The sequence below is a fragment of the Spiroplasma corruscae genome (genome assembly GCF_002237575.1).
Classification (GTDB): Bacteria; Bacillota_I; Bacilli_A; order Mycoplasmatales; family Mycoplasmataceae; genus Spiroplasma_A; species Spiroplasma_A corruscae.
This window is the reverse complement of record NZ_CP022535.1, coordinates 1,075,873-1,091,840: the sequence shown is the minus strand read 5'-3', so window position 1 is coordinate 1,091,840 and position 15,968 is coordinate 1,075,873. Positions and strand designations below refer to the sequence as shown.

The 15,968-nt window shown below is 30.1% G+C and carries 25 protein-coding genes and 1 pseudogene; all 26 read left to right on the top strand.

From position 1 onward, the window contains the following. Positions 1-15: 15 nt before the first annotated feature. The 26 genes and pseudogenes from rpsC (at position 16) to truA (ending at position 15,937) form a co-directional block, all read left to right on the top strand. Positions 16-729, top strand: coding sequence for a 30S ribosomal protein S3 (gene rpsC / locus SCORR_RS04815; RefSeq protein ID WP_094049683.1), 714 nt, complete (start codon positions 16-18; stop codon positions 727-729). A 6-nt stretch (positions 730-735) separates the two neighbouring features. Further along, positions 736-1,149: a 50S ribosomal protein L16 gene (gene rplP, locus SCORR_RS04810; protein ID WP_094049681.1), complete on the top strand. Its 414-nt coding sequence runs from the start codon at positions 736-738 to the stop codon at positions 1,147-1,149. Then, a pseudogene (rpmC, locus tag SCORR_RS05605) lies at positions 1,149-1,598 on the top strand (50S ribosomal protein L29); the annotation flags it as partial. The gene rplP and the pseudogene rpmC, both read left to right, overlap by 1 nt. 506 nt (positions 1,599-2,104) lie before the next feature. Further along, the gene (gene rpsQ, locus SCORR_RS04800) at positions 2,105-2,362 is read left to right on the top strand and encodes a 30S ribosomal protein S17 (protein WP_094049677.1); all 258 of its coding nucleotides are present in this window, start codon (positions 2,105-2,107) and stop codon (positions 2,360-2,362) included. A gap of 14 nt (positions 2,363-2,376) precedes the next feature. After that, entirely contained in the window at positions 2,377-2,745 is a 369-nt protein-coding gene (gene rplN / locus SCORR_RS04795; protein ID WP_094049675.1) for a 50S ribosomal protein L14, read from the top strand. 11 nt (positions 2,746-2,756) lie between these two features. Further along, positions 2,757-3,074 carry a 50S ribosomal protein L24 gene (gene rplX / locus SCORR_RS04790; RefSeq protein ID WP_094049673.1) on the top strand — a complete coding sequence of 106 codons (318 nt, stop codon included), beginning with the start codon at positions 2,757-2,759 and terminating at the stop codon, positions 3,072-3,074. Between the two features lie 15 nt (positions 3,075-3,089). After that, positions 3,090-3,647 carry a 50S ribosomal protein L5 gene (gene rplE / locus SCORR_RS04785; RefSeq protein WP_094049671.1) on the top strand — a complete coding sequence of 186 codons (558 nt, stop codon included), beginning with the start codon at positions 3,090-3,092 and terminating at the stop codon, positions 3,645-3,647. A gap of 15 nt (positions 3,648-3,662) precedes the next feature. After that, positions 3,663-3,848 carry a type Z 30S ribosomal protein S14 gene (locus SCORR_RS04780; protein ID WP_094049669.1) on the top strand — a complete coding sequence of 62 codons (186 nt, stop codon included), beginning with the start codon at positions 3,663-3,665 and terminating at the stop codon, positions 3,846-3,848. A 20-nt stretch (positions 3,849-3,868) separates the two neighbouring features. Beyond that, a complete protein-coding gene (rpsH, locus tag SCORR_RS04775) occupies positions 3,869-4,258 on the top strand; it encodes a 30S ribosomal protein S8 (protein ID WP_094049667.1) in 390 nt (129 codons plus the stop codon). 15 nt (positions 4,259-4,273) lie between these two features. Continuing rightward, positions 4,274-4,816, top strand: a complete 543-nt coding sequence (gene rplF, locus SCORR_RS04770) for a 50S ribosomal protein L6 (protein ID WP_094049665.1) — start codon at positions 4,274-4,276, stop codon at positions 4,814-4,816. A 23-nt stretch (positions 4,817-4,839) separates the two neighbouring features. After that, a complete protein-coding gene (rplR, locus tag SCORR_RS04765) occupies positions 4,840-5,190 on the top strand; it encodes a 50S ribosomal protein L18 (RefSeq protein ID WP_094049663.1) in 351 nt (116 codons plus the stop codon). 17 nt (positions 5,191-5,207) lie between these two features. Beyond that, positions 5,208-5,864 (top strand): 30S ribosomal protein S5, encoded by a 657-nt coding sequence (rpsE, locus tag SCORR_RS04760; RefSeq protein WP_094049661.1) that lies wholly within the window; start codon positions 5,208-5,210, stop codon positions 5,862-5,864. Between the two features lie 16 nt (positions 5,865-5,880). Continuing rightward, entirely contained in the window at positions 5,881-6,318 is a 438-nt protein-coding gene (gene rplO / locus SCORR_RS04755) for a 50S ribosomal protein L15 (RefSeq protein ID WP_094049659.1), read from the top strand. Further along, positions 6,319-7,764 (top strand): preprotein translocase subunit SecY, encoded by a 1,446-nt coding sequence (gene secY / locus SCORR_RS04750; RefSeq protein ID WP_169709048.1) that lies wholly within the window; start codon positions 6,319-6,321, stop codon positions 7,762-7,764. Positions 7,765-7,780: 16 nt separating this feature from the next. Next, positions 7,781-8,416, top strand: coding sequence for an adenylate kinase family protein (locus tag SCORR_RS04745; protein WP_094049657.1), 636 nt, complete (start codon positions 7,781-7,783; stop codon positions 8,414-8,416). After that, positions 8,416-9,171: a type I methionyl aminopeptidase gene (map, locus tag SCORR_RS04740; protein WP_094049655.1), complete on the top strand. Its 756-nt coding sequence runs from the start codon at positions 8,416-8,418 to the stop codon at positions 9,169-9,171. The genes SCORR_RS04745 and map overlap by 1 nt, the downstream gene beginning before the upstream one ends. Before the next feature lie 16 nt (positions 9,172-9,187). Beyond that, positions 9,188-9,415 (top strand): translation initiation factor IF-1, encoded by a 228-nt coding sequence (infA, locus tag SCORR_RS04735; RefSeq protein WP_094049653.1) that lies wholly within the window; start codon positions 9,188-9,190, stop codon positions 9,413-9,415. A 37-nt stretch (positions 9,416-9,452) separates the two neighbouring features. Next, positions 9,453-9,566 (top strand): 50S ribosomal protein L36, encoded by a 114-nt coding sequence (gene rpmJ / locus SCORR_RS04730; protein ID WP_094049651.1) that lies wholly within the window; start codon positions 9,453-9,455, stop codon positions 9,564-9,566. Between the two features lie 42 nt (positions 9,567-9,608). After that, positions 9,609-9,974 carry a 30S ribosomal protein S13 gene (rpsM, locus tag SCORR_RS04725; protein ID WP_094049649.1) on the top strand — a complete coding sequence of 122 codons (366 nt, stop codon included), beginning with the start codon at positions 9,609-9,611 and terminating at the stop codon, positions 9,972-9,974. Between the two features lie 16 nt (positions 9,975-9,990). Beyond that, positions 9,991-10,383, top strand: a complete 393-nt coding sequence (gene rpsK / locus SCORR_RS04720; RefSeq protein ID WP_094049647.1) for a 30S ribosomal protein S11 — start codon at positions 9,991-9,993, stop codon at positions 10,381-10,383. A 3-nt stretch (positions 10,384-10,386) separates the two neighbouring features. Then, positions 10,387-11,343 carry a DNA-directed RNA polymerase subunit alpha gene (locus SCORR_RS04715; RefSeq protein WP_094049645.1) on the top strand — a complete coding sequence of 319 codons (957 nt, stop codon included), beginning with the start codon at positions 10,387-10,389 and terminating at the stop codon, positions 11,341-11,343. Positions 11,344-11,356: 13 nt separating this feature from the next. Continuing rightward, positions 11,357-11,716, top strand: coding sequence for a 50S ribosomal protein L17 (gene rplQ / locus SCORR_RS04710; protein WP_094049643.1), 360 nt, complete (start codon positions 11,357-11,359; stop codon positions 11,714-11,716). Positions 11,717-11,895: 179 nt separating this feature from the next. After that, positions 11,896-13,098, top strand: coding sequence for an energy-coupling factor transporter ATPase (locus SCORR_RS04705; RefSeq protein WP_094049641.1), 1,203 nt, complete (start codon positions 11,896-11,898; stop codon positions 13,096-13,098). A 308-nt stretch (positions 13,099-13,406) separates the two neighbouring features. After that, complete coding sequence (locus tag SCORR_RS04700; RefSeq protein WP_342746548.1) at positions 13,407-14,285, top strand: energy-coupling factor transporter ATPase; 879 nt, start codon at positions 13,407-13,409, stop codon at positions 14,283-14,285. Positions 14,286-14,296: 11 nt separating this feature from the next. Next, positions 14,297-15,193, top strand: coding sequence for an energy-coupling factor transporter transmembrane component T family protein (locus tag SCORR_RS04695; protein WP_094049638.1), 897 nt, complete (start codon positions 14,297-14,299; stop codon positions 15,191-15,193). Then, on the top strand, positions 15,194-15,937 hold the full coding sequence (gene truA / locus SCORR_RS04690) for a tRNA pseudouridine(38-40) synthase TruA (protein ID WP_094049636.1): 744 nt from the start codon (positions 15,194-15,196) through the stop codon (positions 15,935-15,937). It begins immediately after the preceding gene. Positions 15,938-15,968 lie beyond the last annotated feature (31 nt).

Genomic DNA, 15,968 nt, shown 5'->3' with positions numbered 1-15,968 from the left:
AAGGGAATTAGAAGTATGGGACAAAAAGTATCTCCTAATGTTTTAAGAATTGGAATTATTAGAAGTTGAGATAATCGTTGATATGCAGAAAAAAAAGAATATGTTAAATGATTACACCAAGACATCAAAATAAGAAGTGCTGTTCTTAAAAAATTAAAAAACGCTGCAGTTTCAAAGATTGAAATTGAAAGAACAAAAAAAGAAATTACTCTAGTTATCCGTTCAGCTCGCCCAGCAATTGTTTTAGGTCAAGAAGGTAAAAATGTTGAAAATATTGTTTTAGTAGTTAAAAAAACAATTCACGACAAAAAAGCTGTTGTGAAAGTAAAAGTTATAGAAATAAAAAATCCAGATATTGATGCAAGACTTGTTGCTCAATTTATTGGAGATCAAATAACAAATCGTGCAAGTTTTAGGACTGTACAAAAATTAGCAATTAGAAAAGCTCTAAAAGCGGGAGCAAAAGGAATCAAGACTGCCGTTTCAGGAAGACTTGGTGGGGTGGAAATGGCAAGAACTGAAGGTTATCTTGAAGGTTCTGTACCATTATCAACTTTAAGAAGTGATATTGATTATGCACTATATGAGGCAAGAACTACATATGGGCAAATTGGTGTAAAAGTTTGAATTAACCATGGAGAAATTCTTGGTAAAGGAATGCAAAGTAATAGAGATTCAAAAGTTATCGAAGAAAATAGAACATTTAAGAAAGTTTCAAAGGGAGGTTAAAAAGTTATGTTAATGCCTAAAAGAGTTAAATACCGTAGACCTCATAGAGTTAGTTACGAAGGTAAAGCAAAAGGTGGAAAAACTATTGTCTTTGGAGAATATGGTTTAATGTCACTAGATGGAGCATGAATTACTTCAAGACAAATAGAGTCAGCACGTATTGCTATGACTCGTTATATGAAACGTTTCGGTAAAGTTTGAATTAGAATATTCCCACATATGGCTAAAACTAAAAAACCTTTAGAAGTACGTATGGGTTCAGGTAAAGGTTCACCAGAAGAGTGAGTAGCAATAGTTAAGACTGGTCAATTTATGTTTGAAGTTGCGGGTGTTTCAGAAGAAGTTGCGCGTGAGGCATTAAGATTGGCTATGCATAAACTTCCTGTTACTTGCAAAATTGTAAAAAGAGGTGATGAATAATGTCAAAAAGCACAGATTTCGTAATGGAATTAAGAACAAAAAAAGTTGAAGATTTAATTAAATTAGGTGAAGATCGTCGTGCTGAATTATTTGCACTTAAATTTCAAGCTGCAATTGGTAGTCTAGAACAAACTCACAAAATTAAAGCTTTAAGAAAAGATATAGCAAGGATTGAACTTCTATTAGTTGAGAGAAGAAAATCCGGTGAGAAAGTTGATCAAATAGTTATTAAACCAGATTATACAAAAGCTGTTGAAAATGCTGAAAAAGCAGGTAAAGAAGTACGTAAAAAACAACGTGAAATGTTAGAAAAATTACAGCAAGAACAAAGTGGAAATGAAAATAGTAATCAAGTTTCTGAGGACGCAATACTTGCTGCAATGAATGCAGCCGTTGACGATTCAGAATCAAAACCAGTTACCAAAAAACCAGCTGCTAAAAAAGAAACTACTGTAAAAGCAGAATCAAAACCAGTTACCAAAAAACCAGCTGCTAAAAAAGAAACTACTGTAAAAGCAGAATCAAAACCTGCCGCTAAAAAAGAAACTACTGTAAAAGCGGAAAATGTTGAAGTTGCTCTAAATAAAGAAGCGGCCAAAAAAACTGGTAAAGCTTCAGCTAAAACAAAAACTGTAGAAGAAGAAATTGAATTACATCAAATTGATACTTCTGAAGCTAAGGGTACAGGTAAAGGAAAAGCAGCTTTAAAAGATGTTAAAACAAAATCAATAAAAGTTGGAACTGTACAAGCGGAAAATGTTGAAGGTATTGATTTAAAACTTTCAGCAAAACCAAAAAATGCTAAAACTTATACATTTGGTTCAAACGCGCAAGAAGCAAAAAAACAAATTGAAGAAGCTAACAAAAAATTAGCTGCAAAAAAAACAGTTAAAACTACAGCAGATAAACCAACAACTGCAAAAAAAACAACGTCTAAAAAAGGAGAAAACTAGTTATGGAAAGAAATATTAGAAAAACTTACGTAGGTAAAGTTGTTTCGGATAAAATGAACAAAACTATTACTGTGCTAGTTGAAACTTATAAAAACCACCCTATATATAAAAAACGTGTTAAGTATTCAAAAAAATATAAAGCTCATGATGAAAATCAACAAGCCCATCTAGGAGATAGAGTTGAAATAATGGAAACAAGACCATTAAGTAAAACTAAAAACTTTAGGTTGGTAAGAGTTGTTGAAAAAGCAATTATTTAATTAAGAGGTAGATTATGATACAAAATGAATCAAGATTAAAAGTCGCAGACAACTCAGGAGCTAAAGAAATATTAGTAATACGTAATTTAGGTGGTAGTGTTAGAAAATTCACAAATATTGGAGATATTGTTGTAGCAACTGTAAAAGCAGCAACACCAGGTGGTGCTGTTAAAAAAGGTCAAGTAGTAAAAGCTGTAATAGTTAGAACTGTTAGGGGTATGAGAAGAAGTGATGGTACATACATTAAGTTCTCAGAAAATGCCGCAGTTATAATAAAAGATGATAAAAACCCAAGAGGTACACGTATTTTTGGTCCAATCGCAAGAGAAGTAAAGGATGCAGGATTTAACAAAATCGCATCACTTGCGCCAGAAGTATTATAGGAGGTTCTTTTATGAATAAATCAAAAATATTAAAAGGTGACGTTGTAAAAGTTATCTCAGGAAGTCATAAGGGTAAAACAGGACCAATAAAAAAAATATCAAAAGATAAAACAAAGGTTTATGTTGAAGGTGTTAATGGAGTAAAACATGTTAAACCTTCTGAAACAGACCAAGAAGGTGGAATTAAAGAAATTGCAGTTCCAGTAAACATATCAAACGTAGCATTAATAGATCCAAAAAGCAAGGGAAACACTACAAGAGTCGGTTACAAAATAACTGACGGAAAAAAAGTAAGAGTTGCTAAGAGATCTGGAGTAGAAATTAAATAGAAGGGGGATAATCAAATGGCAAAAACTGAAAATAGAAATAGCTTAGAAGTTTTATATAAAGAAAAGATTGTTCCTGAGTTATTTAAGGAAAAACAATATAAATCATTAATGGAAGTTCCGAAAGTAAGTAAAATAGTTATTAATATGGGAGTCGGAGATGCTGTTCAAGATACAAAGAGACTTGATACAGCTGTTCAAGAATTATCATTAATAACTGGACAAAAACCATTAGTAACAAAGGCTAAAAAGTCTTTAGCAGCATTTAAACTTCGTGAGGGTATGCCGATTGGAGCTAAAGTCACTTTAAGAGGAAAAAGGATGTATGAGTTTTTACAAAAACTTATTAATGTTGCTTTACCTCGTGTAAGGGACTTTAGAGGTGTTCCGAAGTCAAGTTTTGATAAGCAAGGGAATTATACATTTGGTGTAAAAGAACAAATTATATTCCCAGAAATTGATTACGATAAAGTAAGCAAAGTTCGTGGTATGGATATAACATTAGTTACAACAGCAAAAAATAAGGAAGATGCATTTACTCTAATTCAAAAATTAGGAATGCCTTTCGCTAAGTAGTGAGGGAGTTATAATATGGCAAAAAAATCATTAAAAGCTAAACAAGCTAAAGTTCAAAAGTTCAAAGTTAGAGAGTATACACGTTGTGGACACTGCGGTAGACCACATTCTGTTTTGAGAAAATTTAATCTATGTAGAGTATGTTTTAGAAACTTTGCATATGATGGACAAATCCCTGGTGTTAAAAAAGCATCATGATAGTGAAAGGAAAATTATAAGATATGACTACAGATGTAATAGCAGATATGCTTACTAGAATAAGAAATGCAAACCAACGTTTTCATAAAGAAGTCTTTATTCCAGGAAGTAGAGTGAAATTAGAAATTGCAAATATCTTAAAGCAAGAAGGATTCATTGAAGACTTTACAGTTGCAGATGATTTTAAAAAAGGTATTACAATTACTTTAAAATACAAAGGGAAAATTAGAGTTATTAAAGGGTTAAAAAGAATCTCAAAACCAGGACTTAGAGTATATTCAAATGCACATAAAATACCTCACGTCTTAAACGGACTTGGTATTGCTGTTGTTTCAACTTCAAAGGGTATTATGACAGATAAAGAAGCGCGCCTACAAAACATTGGTGGAGAAGTGCTTGCATTTATTTGATAGGAAAGGGGATATTTTATGTCACGTATAGGAAATAGAGTATTACCAATCCCTGCAGGAGTTGAAGTAAACGTCGATCAAGATAATGTTGTAACTATAAAAGGGCCAAAAGGTGAATTAAAACAATCATTCAGCCCACTAATAAAAATTACTGTTGAAGACCAAAAAATAACAACAGTCAGAGTAAACGAAATTAAGCATACAAAACAATTACATGGTACTACTAATTCACTTCTTGAAGGTATGTTAGTTGGTACACACAAGGGATTCTTAAAAGAACTTGATATTGTAGGGGTTGGTTATCGTGCAGCTCTTGCAGGAAATAAAATTAATTTATCATTAGGGTTTTCACACCCAGTAGAATATATTATTCCAGAAGGAATAACAGTTGAAATTCCAAAACCAACTGAAATTAAAATTGCTGGTATAAACAAACAATTAGTTGGTCAAGTAGCAGCTGATATTAGAGCATATAGAAGACCTGAACCTTATAAAGGTAAAGGTGTAAAATATAGAGAAGAAAAAATTATTAGAAAACAAGGTAAAGCTGCTGGTAAATAATAACCAGCTTTAAGGAGATTTTTATGAAATACACAAAAGCAGAAGCAAGAAAAAGAAGACACTTCAGAGTAAGAAAAAAAGTTGCTGGTACAAGTGAAAAACCTAGATTAAATGTTTTCAAATCTAATACATTCTTCTATGCTCAAATTATCGATGATTCAAAAGGTATTACACTTGTAGCTTCATCTTCAATGAAGTTAGGTTTAAAAAATGGTTGTAATCTAGAAGCAGCAAAAGCTGTTGGTAAAGACATTGCTGAAAAAGCTAAGTCTAAAAAAATTAGTAGTGTAGTGTTCGATCGTGGTGGGTATTTATTCCATGGTAAAGTAAAAGCTTTTGCGGATTCTGCAAAAGAAAATGGTATGAAATTCTAAAAGAGGAGATTGTAAAAATGGCAGAAGAAAAAAAAGTCGAAGTTGAAACTAAGACTGCACAAAACCAAGAATTTAAAAAAGACGCTAATCCAAGAACTCAACAAGGTGGGGATTTTAAAAGAAACCCAAGACAAGGCGGAGACAGATTTAAAAGAGACAACAAATTTAGAAAAGAAGACAATCCTTTTGAAGAAAGAGTTGTTACTATTAACCGTGTAACAAAAGTTACAAAGGGTGGTAGAAGATTTAGATTTGCGGCAGTTGTTGTAATTGGAGATAAAAAAGGTAGAGTTGGTTTAGGAACTGGTAAAGCAAATGAAGTACCTGATGCAATTAAAAAAGCTATTAAAGAAGCTAAAAAATCACTAATCAGAGTACCATTATCAGACTCAACAGTTCCTCATGATACAATTGGTCATTTCGGAGCAGGTAAAATTATGATTAAACCTGCTAGAAAGGGTACTGGTGTTATTGCTGGTGGACCTGTTCGTGCAGTTGTTGAATTAGCAGGAATTTCAGACATTTATACAAAATCACTAGGATCAAACTCACCAATTAATATGATTCGCGCTACATTAGAAGGTTTAAAATTAATGCAAACACCAGAACAAATTGCAAGACTACGTGGTAAACAAGTTGATGATAAAAAACAAATAGTTAGTAAAACTAACTAATTAAAGGAGATATTTTATGAAATTACATGAATTAAAATATACAGAGGGAAGCAAACAAAAAGCCACTCGTGTTGGTAGAGGTAATGCTTCTGGAAAAGGTAAAACATCAACAAGAGGTCACAAAGGTCAAAATTCACGTTCAGGTGGTGGTGTAAGACCAGGTTTTGAAGGGGGACAAACTCCTTTATTTAGAAGAATACCCAAAGTTGGTTTTACTAGTTTAAATAGAAAAGAATACAAAATTATTAATTTAGATTTACTAGAACAGTTAGGTCTTAAAGAAGTTAATCACAAAACATTGCTTGAAAAAAAAGTAATAAAAAATGAAAAAACTTTAGTTAAAGTACTAGGTAATGGTAAAATATCTAAAGGTATCGTTTTAAAAGTAAATAAAGTGTCAAAAAGTGCCGAAGAGGCAATTAAAAGTGCCGGAGGCACAGTAGAGGTGATTTAGGTGGCATTAAAAGCTAACAAAACTAAAGCAAAAGTTAAAAAAAGAACCAAATCATTAAAAAATAAAAACGAGTTCGCTAAGGGTAATTTCTTTATTCGTAACAAAGACCTAATTAAACGAATCGTTTTTACTTTATTGGTTTTAGTTATAATTAGAGCTGGGACTTTATTAACAGTTCCAGGTGTTAGTTTAAGTTCTGATTTTCAAAATAGTATTGGGAATCAAGAGTTTTTTCAACTACTTTCAACTTTAGGGGGAGGTTCAATTGGTCAATTCTCGATAATTGCACTTGGTGTTTCGCCATATATAACTGCATCAATTATTGTCCAACTACTTTCAACTGATGTTATCCCTGTTTTAACTAGATGAAATAAATCTGGGGAAAGAGGAAGAAGAAAATTAGATAGATTAACAAAAGTGCTTACAATACCATTTGCAGTTATGCAATCTACAGCAACAATTTTTACATTATCAAGTCAGGGTTTAATAAGTGCTAAATGAAGTACAAATGAACTTGGTACAGGACCATCATGATTTTATTATTTATTAATTCCAATGGTTATGCTTGGTGGTACTTTCTTAATGTTATGAATTGCTGATCAAATAACTATTAAAGGAATTGGTAATGGTATATCAATAATAATTTTTGCAGGTATAGTTGCTCAAATGCCAAACAACTTTAAATCAACATTCCAATTTTGAGTAAAAGGAAATGAAGATGCAACAATTTTATTTGATGGAATTCTTAAGTTTATAATTTATGTTGTAGCATTCTTATTAGTTATATTTATAGTTGTATTGATGAACGAAGCGGAAAGAAAAATTCCAATTCAACAAACTGGTTCTGGATTAGTTGATACTAAGGAGCATACGCCACACCTACCATTAAAAATTAATAATGCCGGTGTTATACCAGTTATATTCGCATCCGCAATTATATCCACACCAATGACTGTAGCACAAATAATTGGTGCAAATAATCCTCAAAATGGCTTTGTTCTATTCACGCAGTCTTATCTTTCTTTTGGTACGTGATGAGGAATTGCTATATATGGAGTGTTAACAATATTATTTACATTCTTGTATGCTCAAGTTCAAATTAATCCTGAAAAAATTGCCGAGAACTTCAAGAAGTCAGGTACATTTATACCAGGTATTAAACCCGGTAAAGATACAGAAAAATTCATTCAAGGTACTGTTAATAGGCTAAGTATACTTGGTTCAATATTCTTAGCTTGAATCGCCATATTACCATATATTATATCTAAGTTAATCAGTCTGCCAAGTAGTTTAGCAATTGGTGGTACTGGTTTAATAATAGTTATATCAGTTGCAATTCAAACAGTTCAACAATTAAAAGGTAGATTAATTCAACAATCATTCTTAGATAAAAAAGATGATAAATTTACTAAAACAGTGGACGAGCATAATTCACACATATGATAATAAAGAGGTTTATTAAATGAATATATTAATGTTAGGTGCTCCAGGTAGCGGAAAAGGTACTCAATCAGAACTACTTTGTGATAAGAAAGCTTTTATACATCTATCTACTGGTGATCTATTTAGAAAAAACATTAGTGGTGAAACAGAGTTAGGATTATTGGCAAAGTCATACATAAATCAAGGTTATTTAGTTCCTGATGATGTAACAAATAAAATGGTACAGGTTTTTTTAAAAAGTGAATCTGATAATCTTATATTTGATGGTTACCCAAGAACCATTGATCAAGCCATTGAACTTGATATTATGTTAAGAACGTACGATAAAAGTCTAAGTCATGTTATATATTTAGACATTGACAATTCTGTCTTGCTTGACAGAATTGTTAATCGTTTAGTTTGTCCTACTTGCAAAAGAAGTTATCATAAAATTACAAGAAGACCCTTAGTAGAAAATATATGTGATTTTGACAGTACTAATTTAATCGTAAGAGAAGATGATACTTTAGATAAAGTTAACCAAAGGTTATTAACTTATAACACTCAAACAAAACCTTTGATTGAATTTTATAAGGACAGATTAATAAAAATAAATGCTAATAATAAAAGACCAGAAGAGTTGTTTGCAATAATAAGTGAAGCTCTAGGTATTTAATGTCAATAACTATAAAAAATAGCGAACAAATTGAAAAAATGAAATACGCTGGTCAGGTATTAGCAGAAGCTTTATTGAGATTGAAAAAAATGATAAAACCTGGTGTGAATTGCCTTGATTTAGATAAAGATTTTATTGAGTTCATAACTGAAAAAGGATGTCAAAGTAATTTTAAAGGTTATTACGAGTATCCTGCACATATTTGTGTATCAATAAATGAGCAATTAATACATGGAATACCAAAAAATAGAGTTTTAAAAGATGGTGACATTGTGTCTATTGATGCTGGTTGCATTTATAAAGGCTACAATAGTGATAGTGCTTTTACTATCATTTGCGGAACATCATCAAATGAGTTACACAAAAAATTAGTCGAATTGACTGAAAGGTCACTTTACTTGGCAATTGAACAGGTAAGAGCCGGTGTACGCATCGGAACTATATCTTCTACTGTTCAAAATTTTATAGAAGAAAATGGTTTTCATTTGCCAACTAGTTATTCGGGACATGGGATTGGGTTAGAGATGCATGAAGATCCTTTTATACCAAATGTTGGTATAAAAAATACTGGAATGAGATTAGTTCCAGGTATGACAATATGTATTGAACCAATGGTTCAAGTTGGAACGGACAAAACAGTCGTAGATGGTGACAAATGAACAGTGTTATCAAAAGATGGTAGTATGTCAGCTCATTTTGAGCATACTATTTTAGTAACAGAAGGCGATCCAGAAATATTAACTTTAATTAAATAAAAGGAGATAGTTTTAAATGGCAAAAGAAGATTATTTAGAAGTAGATGGAATCGTTTTAGAAGTATTACCAAACGCTACTTTTAAGGTGAAATTAGATAATGAAATAGTTATTGATGCCCACGTGTCTGGTAAAATCCGTATGAATTACATCCGCATTTTACCAGGTGACAAAGTAACTGTAGCAATTTCACCTTACGATCATACACGTGGAAGAATTACTTATAGATTTAAAAACTCGAAGTAAGAATGACTTAAACAATTGAAATGGGAGGTCCAAATAGATGAAAGTTAGATCATCTGTAAAAAAAATATGCGACAAGTGTCGTATTATAAAACGTAAAAGCCGTGTAATGGTTATTTGTGAACAGCCTAAACATAAACAACGCCAAGGTTAATCAAGTAATTAATAGAAATTAATTTTAGAAAGGAAACAAGTAATGGCTCGTATAAACGGTGTAGAAATTCCAAATGAAAAAAGAGTTGTTATTGCACTTACATATATTTATGGAATCGGATTAACAACTTCACAGAAAGTTTTAGAAATTGCAAAAATAAGTGAAGACACAAGAGTAAAAGACTTGTCTGAGCAAAATATTAAATTAATATCTCAAGAAATCACAAAGTTTAAAACAGAAGGTGATTTACGTAGAGAAGTTGCTTTAAACATTAAAAGATTAATGGAAATTGGATGTTATAGAGGGTTAAGACATAGAAAAGGTTTACCAGTTAGAGGTCAATCTACTAAACAAAATGCCCGTACAAGAAAAGGTCCACGTAAAACTGTGGCTAACAAGAAAAAATAGAAAAGGAGTATAAACTATGGCAAAAGTTAAGCAAAATACAACAAAGAAAAAAGTCAAAAAAAATATTGCTAAGGGTATTGCTCACATCCACTCAACATTTAATAATACAATTGTTACAATATCTGATGAAAAAGGTAATGTTATTGCATGATCAAGTGCTGGGGCACTTGGATTCAAAGGAAGCAAAAAGTCAACTCCTTATGCTGCTCAGTTAATAGCAGAAGCAGCAGGTAAAGGTGCTATAGATAATGGGGTAAAGACTATTTCTGTAGAAGTAAAAGGACCGGGTCCAGGAAGAGATGCGGCTGTTAGAAGCTTGCAAGGAATTGGACTAGAAATAACTTCAATAAAAGACACAACACCAATACCCCATAATGGTGTACGTCCCCCAAAGAGACCAAGAGGATAATCAATGAAACAATTTTCAAGACCAGAATTTAAATTAATAAAAGAAGAAAAAAGTAAGAATTATGGGGAATTTCAAGTAGAACCTCTTGAAAGGGGTTTTGGTATTACCTTAGGTAATGCTTTAAGAAGAACTTTACTTTCTTCAACACCAGGAGCAGCAGTTTATGCAATAAAGTTAGATAAAGCGGCTCATGAATTTACTTCAATAGAAGGTATTGTTGAAAACGTAAGTAGAATTATATTAAATATTAAAAAACTAGCAATTAGAATAGATTCAAATATTTTTGAAGATGATGAAGTTGTAGAAATAAAACTTAAATCTTCAACTGTTGGAGAATTAACAGCAGGAGATATAGAGACTCCTACTGGTGTGGAAGTTGTTAACAAAGATTTAAAAATCTGTACAATAGCTGATGGTGGAAGCATTAATTTAATTATGTTTGCAAAAAACTCTAGAGGTTATAGAACATTCAAAGATAACAAAAAAGAAAAAATGTTATTAGCTGATGCTATTACTATTGACTCAAATTACTCACCAATCCTAAACGTTGCTTATGAAGTAGAAACAACTAAAATTGGTAAATCAGTTGATTTAGAAAAGTTAGTAATGAAGGTTGAAACAAATGGAACGTTATCAGTTGCTGATGCTGTTGCTACAGCTGCAAAAATACTAGTTGAACATTTAGAGTTCTTTGTAAATCTAAATGAAGAAATCAATGATATTAAAGTTATTGGTGCTACTAGCGAAGAAGACGAAAAAGAATTGGATAAAATTGTAGAAGATTTAGATTTCACACAAAGAAGTTTAAATTGCTTAAAAAGAGCAAATATTAATACATTACGTGATTTAGTTTCAAAAAGTGAAGATGACATCCAGGAAATAAGAAACTTAGGAAGAAAATCACTTAAGGAAATTAAAGATAAGGTTGTTCAATTAGGCCTTACATTCAGACAAGACTAGGAGGGAGTAAATTATGTCATATATTCAAAAACAAGGTAAAAATACTGCTTGAAAAATAGCTTTATTAAGAAACTTAACAACAGAACTTATAATTCATGAAAAATTGGAAATAACAGAAGCAAGAGCAAAAGAATTAAGAAGACATTTTGATAATATGGTAACACTTGCTAAAAAGGGTGATATTCATTCAAGAAGACAAGCTGCTGCTTGATTGAGACATATTGATGTAAATGAAAAAGAAGATGCTTTACAAAAGTTATTTACTAAACTTGCCAAGAAGTTCAAAACACGAAATGGTGGGTACACAAGAATTTTAAAACTAGATAATAGACGTGGAGATAATGCTCCTATGTGTATTATTGAGTTAGTATAATTTTTAATAATAAATAATTACCAATACAAATAGTATTGGTTTTTTTTACCTAAATCTTATAATTATAATTAATAGTAATATTTAGGGAAATATTATATAATATTAAAAATATTGATACATAATTTATATTTTTTATAAATAAATTTTTGCTATAATGTTTAAAGTATAAGGAGATTATTATGTCTGATTATAAGTTTCTAAATGATTCTGATTTAAATGATTTCAAACTTAAGCTAAATGATCTTAATGATAATTTAACTAGAGCTGGAAAAAAATTAGTTATTGCAAAGAGTAAATTCTCAAAAAGAGAAGTAGAGAAAGATTTTGTTAATGAATATGTTAACCAATATAAGAATGCTAAAAAAAGATATTTAGAAGGATGTAAAGATGAAAGATTTTATGATAATTTAAAAACAGCAAAGTTAAATCTATCGAAGACATCAAAACAAGAAGAAAATTACAATACAATTTTAAACCAATATAAAAAAGCAAAATTATTATATAAAGGCTACAAAGAAACTGTTAAGGAACGTGGATTTGGTGGTGAACTAAACATCATTAATAACACTGCTTTAAAATTAAATGATATAAAATTTAAATACAGAGAAAATCATCCTTTTGCAGTTGATGGAGTATCAGTTAAAATTGAACATGGTAATTATGTTGCAATAATTGGACATAATGGAAGTGGAAAGTCTACTCTATCCAAAATAATTATTGGTGTTTTAGAACCTACTCAAGGTAGTATTGAGGTTTACGGAAATAAAGTAACAAAAGGTAACATAAATATTATAAGGAAGTTTTTAGGTATTGTTTTTCAAAATCCAGATAACCAATTTATTGGTTCGACAGTTAGAGATGATATTGCATTTGGGCTAGAAAACAGAAGAGTAGCACCATCAAAAATGAATGAAATTATTATAAACGCTGCTAAAAAAGTAAACATGGAAAATTTTTTAGACCACGAGCCTTTGATGTTAAGTGGTGGTCAAAAACAAAGGGTAGCAATAGCATCTGCATTAGCACTTTCACCAAATATATTAATATTTGATGAAGCGACAAGTATGTTAGATCCAAAAGGTAAGAGTGAAGTTAAACAAATAATGGTTGAGTTAAAAAATACAAGAGAGAAAACTATATTCTCGATAACTCATGATATGGATGAAATACTAAACGCTGACAAAGTTATGGTTATGAATAAAGGTAAATTGGTAAGATTTGGTAGTCCAAAAGAAATATTATCAGATAAAAATTTCTTAAGATCTATACATTTAGATATACCTTTTGTTGCCCAAGTTGAAGAAGCTTTGCAAAATGTAGGTATTGAAGTTTCTGGTAGTGAAAACTTAGATGAACTGGTGGAAAAAATATGTCAAATTTAGAAAACAATATTGAGAAAAAAAGTTTAAAAAATGATAAAGCAAGCTATAAGAATCATTTAAAACTTTTAAATGAAAAACATAAAGAAGATGAAAAAGAAAGAAAAACACTACATAATAGAACTAAAAAGTCAATAAAAGAAGATAAACCAAATATATTAAAGTATAATAAGGAATATAAAAATTTTATTAAAGAAGATAAAAAAAATATAAAGAATAGAATATCTGATGCAAAAAAATGATACTTAGAAAATAAAGATTCCAAAGATGTTACAAATAAAAAACTAAAAAACCTTGTAACAAAAGCTAAGTTAACAAAGTACGATTTTAGCGGAGAAATAATTTTTGAAAATGTATCTTATTCTTATGGTTGGGGTACACCCTTTGAATTTAAAGCTCTTGATAGTGCAAATTTAAAAATTAAAAAGGGTAAAATTACAGCGGTTATCGGAATGACTGGTAGTGGTAAATCAACATTAATACAATTAACAAATGGTCTTATTATTTCTGAAACTGGTAGAACAATGGTAGGAAACTTCCCTATTATTGCAAGGACAAAAAAAATTAAACTTGTTAAAGAGCTTAGAAGAGAAATTGGATTAGTATTTCAATTCCCTGAGTATCAATTATTTCAAGATACTATTGAAAAAGATATTGCTTTTGGACCAATTAACCTAGGAGCGGATAAGGTAGATTCAATAAAAAAAGTTCCTAGTCTATTAAAACTGGTTGATCTACCAGAAGAATATGCAAAAAGAAGTCCTTTTGATTTAAGTGGTGGTCAAAAACGAAGAGTTGCTATAGCAGGTATTATTGCTATGGATGGAAATACACTTGTGCTTGACGAACCTACTGGTGGTCTTGATCCACAAGGTGAAGAGGATTTCATGAGACTTTTTTATAATTTAAATAAAGAGAAAAACAAAAGAATTATAATTGTCACACACAATATGGACCACGTATTACAAATTGCAGATGAAGTTATTGTAATGCATAAAGGAAAAGTAATCTCAGTTGGAACACCATTTGAAATATTCTCAAACTCAGATTTATTACATAAAATTGAAATCGAACCACCAAAACTTTATAAACTAGCACATAAACTTAAGGATAAAGGTTTAGATATCACAGATAAAAAGTTTAGAACTATAAATGAACTTGTAAAATTTATTAAAGAAAGCAAAAAATAGGAGGTAAAAGTATGAGAATGGTTTTTGGTAGGTACATGTCTTATAACTCTGTAATTCATAAGATGGACCCAAGAATGAAACTTCTTATGATAGTTTCGCTAATTATTGTTGTATTTTTTCCAATTGGTTTTACAGGTTTTGTATTAGTAGGTAGTCTTATTTTTCTTATGTATTTTATCAGTAAACTTAGCTTTAAAATGTTACTTAAACTTTTCTTTCCTATTACATTTATATTTATTGTATTAGTATTAATAAATATATTTATGCTTAAACCAGAGTTTCTTAAAGAAAGTGCTGATGGATTATATTTAACACAAGATTTTGGTTATATTTTCAAATGAAAAGTTTTATATTTTTCAGAGAAAGCTGCTTACTCTGCAATATATATGACTATAAGAATATTTTTAATGATTACATTAACAACTATTTTAACAGGTACCACTCAACCATTAGAATTAACACTGGCAATTGAAGACTTGCTATGACCATTAAAATTAATAAAAATACCAGTATATATTTTCTCAATTATAATTTCTATTGCTCTAAGAATGATTCCAACACTAATTGATGAGGCTGGAAGAATAATGAAGGCCCAATCGTCTAGAGGAATTGATTTTAAAAATGGTAAGTTTAAAGATAAAGCTAAGGCTATGACATCACTAATAATTCCTTTATTAGTTTCTGCATTTCAAAAGGCAGAAGATCTTGCATATGCAATGGATTCAAGAGGTTATGATCCGCATGCTAAAAGAACTAGATATAGACAAGTCAAATTTAGATTTATAGATTTATTAATATTCTTAATTGTTATGGGTGTAGCAGTTTTAATGTTTTGCTATCCATATATCAATGTATTACATGAAATACAAATACCAAGAATAGATTTTATTTTGGGTTTAAAAAGATAAGTGTATTATTTTTTACTAACAATTGCATATGATGGTACAGATTTTTCAGGTTGAGCAAAACAGAAAAATAAAAGCACAATACAAGGTGAACTTGAAAAAGCATTTTTAAAAGTAGCTCCAAACTCAGAACTTAGATTGGTTGGTGCATCAAAAACAGATGCTGGTGTTCATGCTTTTGATCAAAAAGTTTGAGTAGAACTTAGCTTCTCACCAAATATCTCAGGTTTTTTATTAGCATTGAATAAAACATTACCTATTGGAATAAAAATAGTTAGTATGTCAAAAATTAATAAGGAATATAGAGTAAGAAACTGTAAATATAAAATATATAAGTACTCAATTTCAAATGATAACTTAAATATATTAAAAAATAGATTTTATGTTTATATTCCAAAGCAACTTTCTTATAGGATTATGAAAAAAGCACTATCATTTTTCGTAGGTAAACACAACTTTATAAACTTCTCTGGATTAACAATAGAAGAATCTAAGATTATAAATACTGTAAGAACAATTCAAAAAATTAGTTTTATTAAAAAAAAGAATAATATATATATTTATTTTAAAGCAAAGGGCTTTATTAGATACCAAATCAGAATGATAATGGGCGCTGTCATTGCAGTAGGTTTAGGAAAAATAAATCTAGATAATATTAAAGATGTTTTAGACTTAAAAAAAATTAAATTACCTTATAAAGCTGAGGCAAAGGGACTTGCACTTGTAAAAGTTGTTAATTACAATTAATTTGTATATAATAAAAATATTTTTATATTTT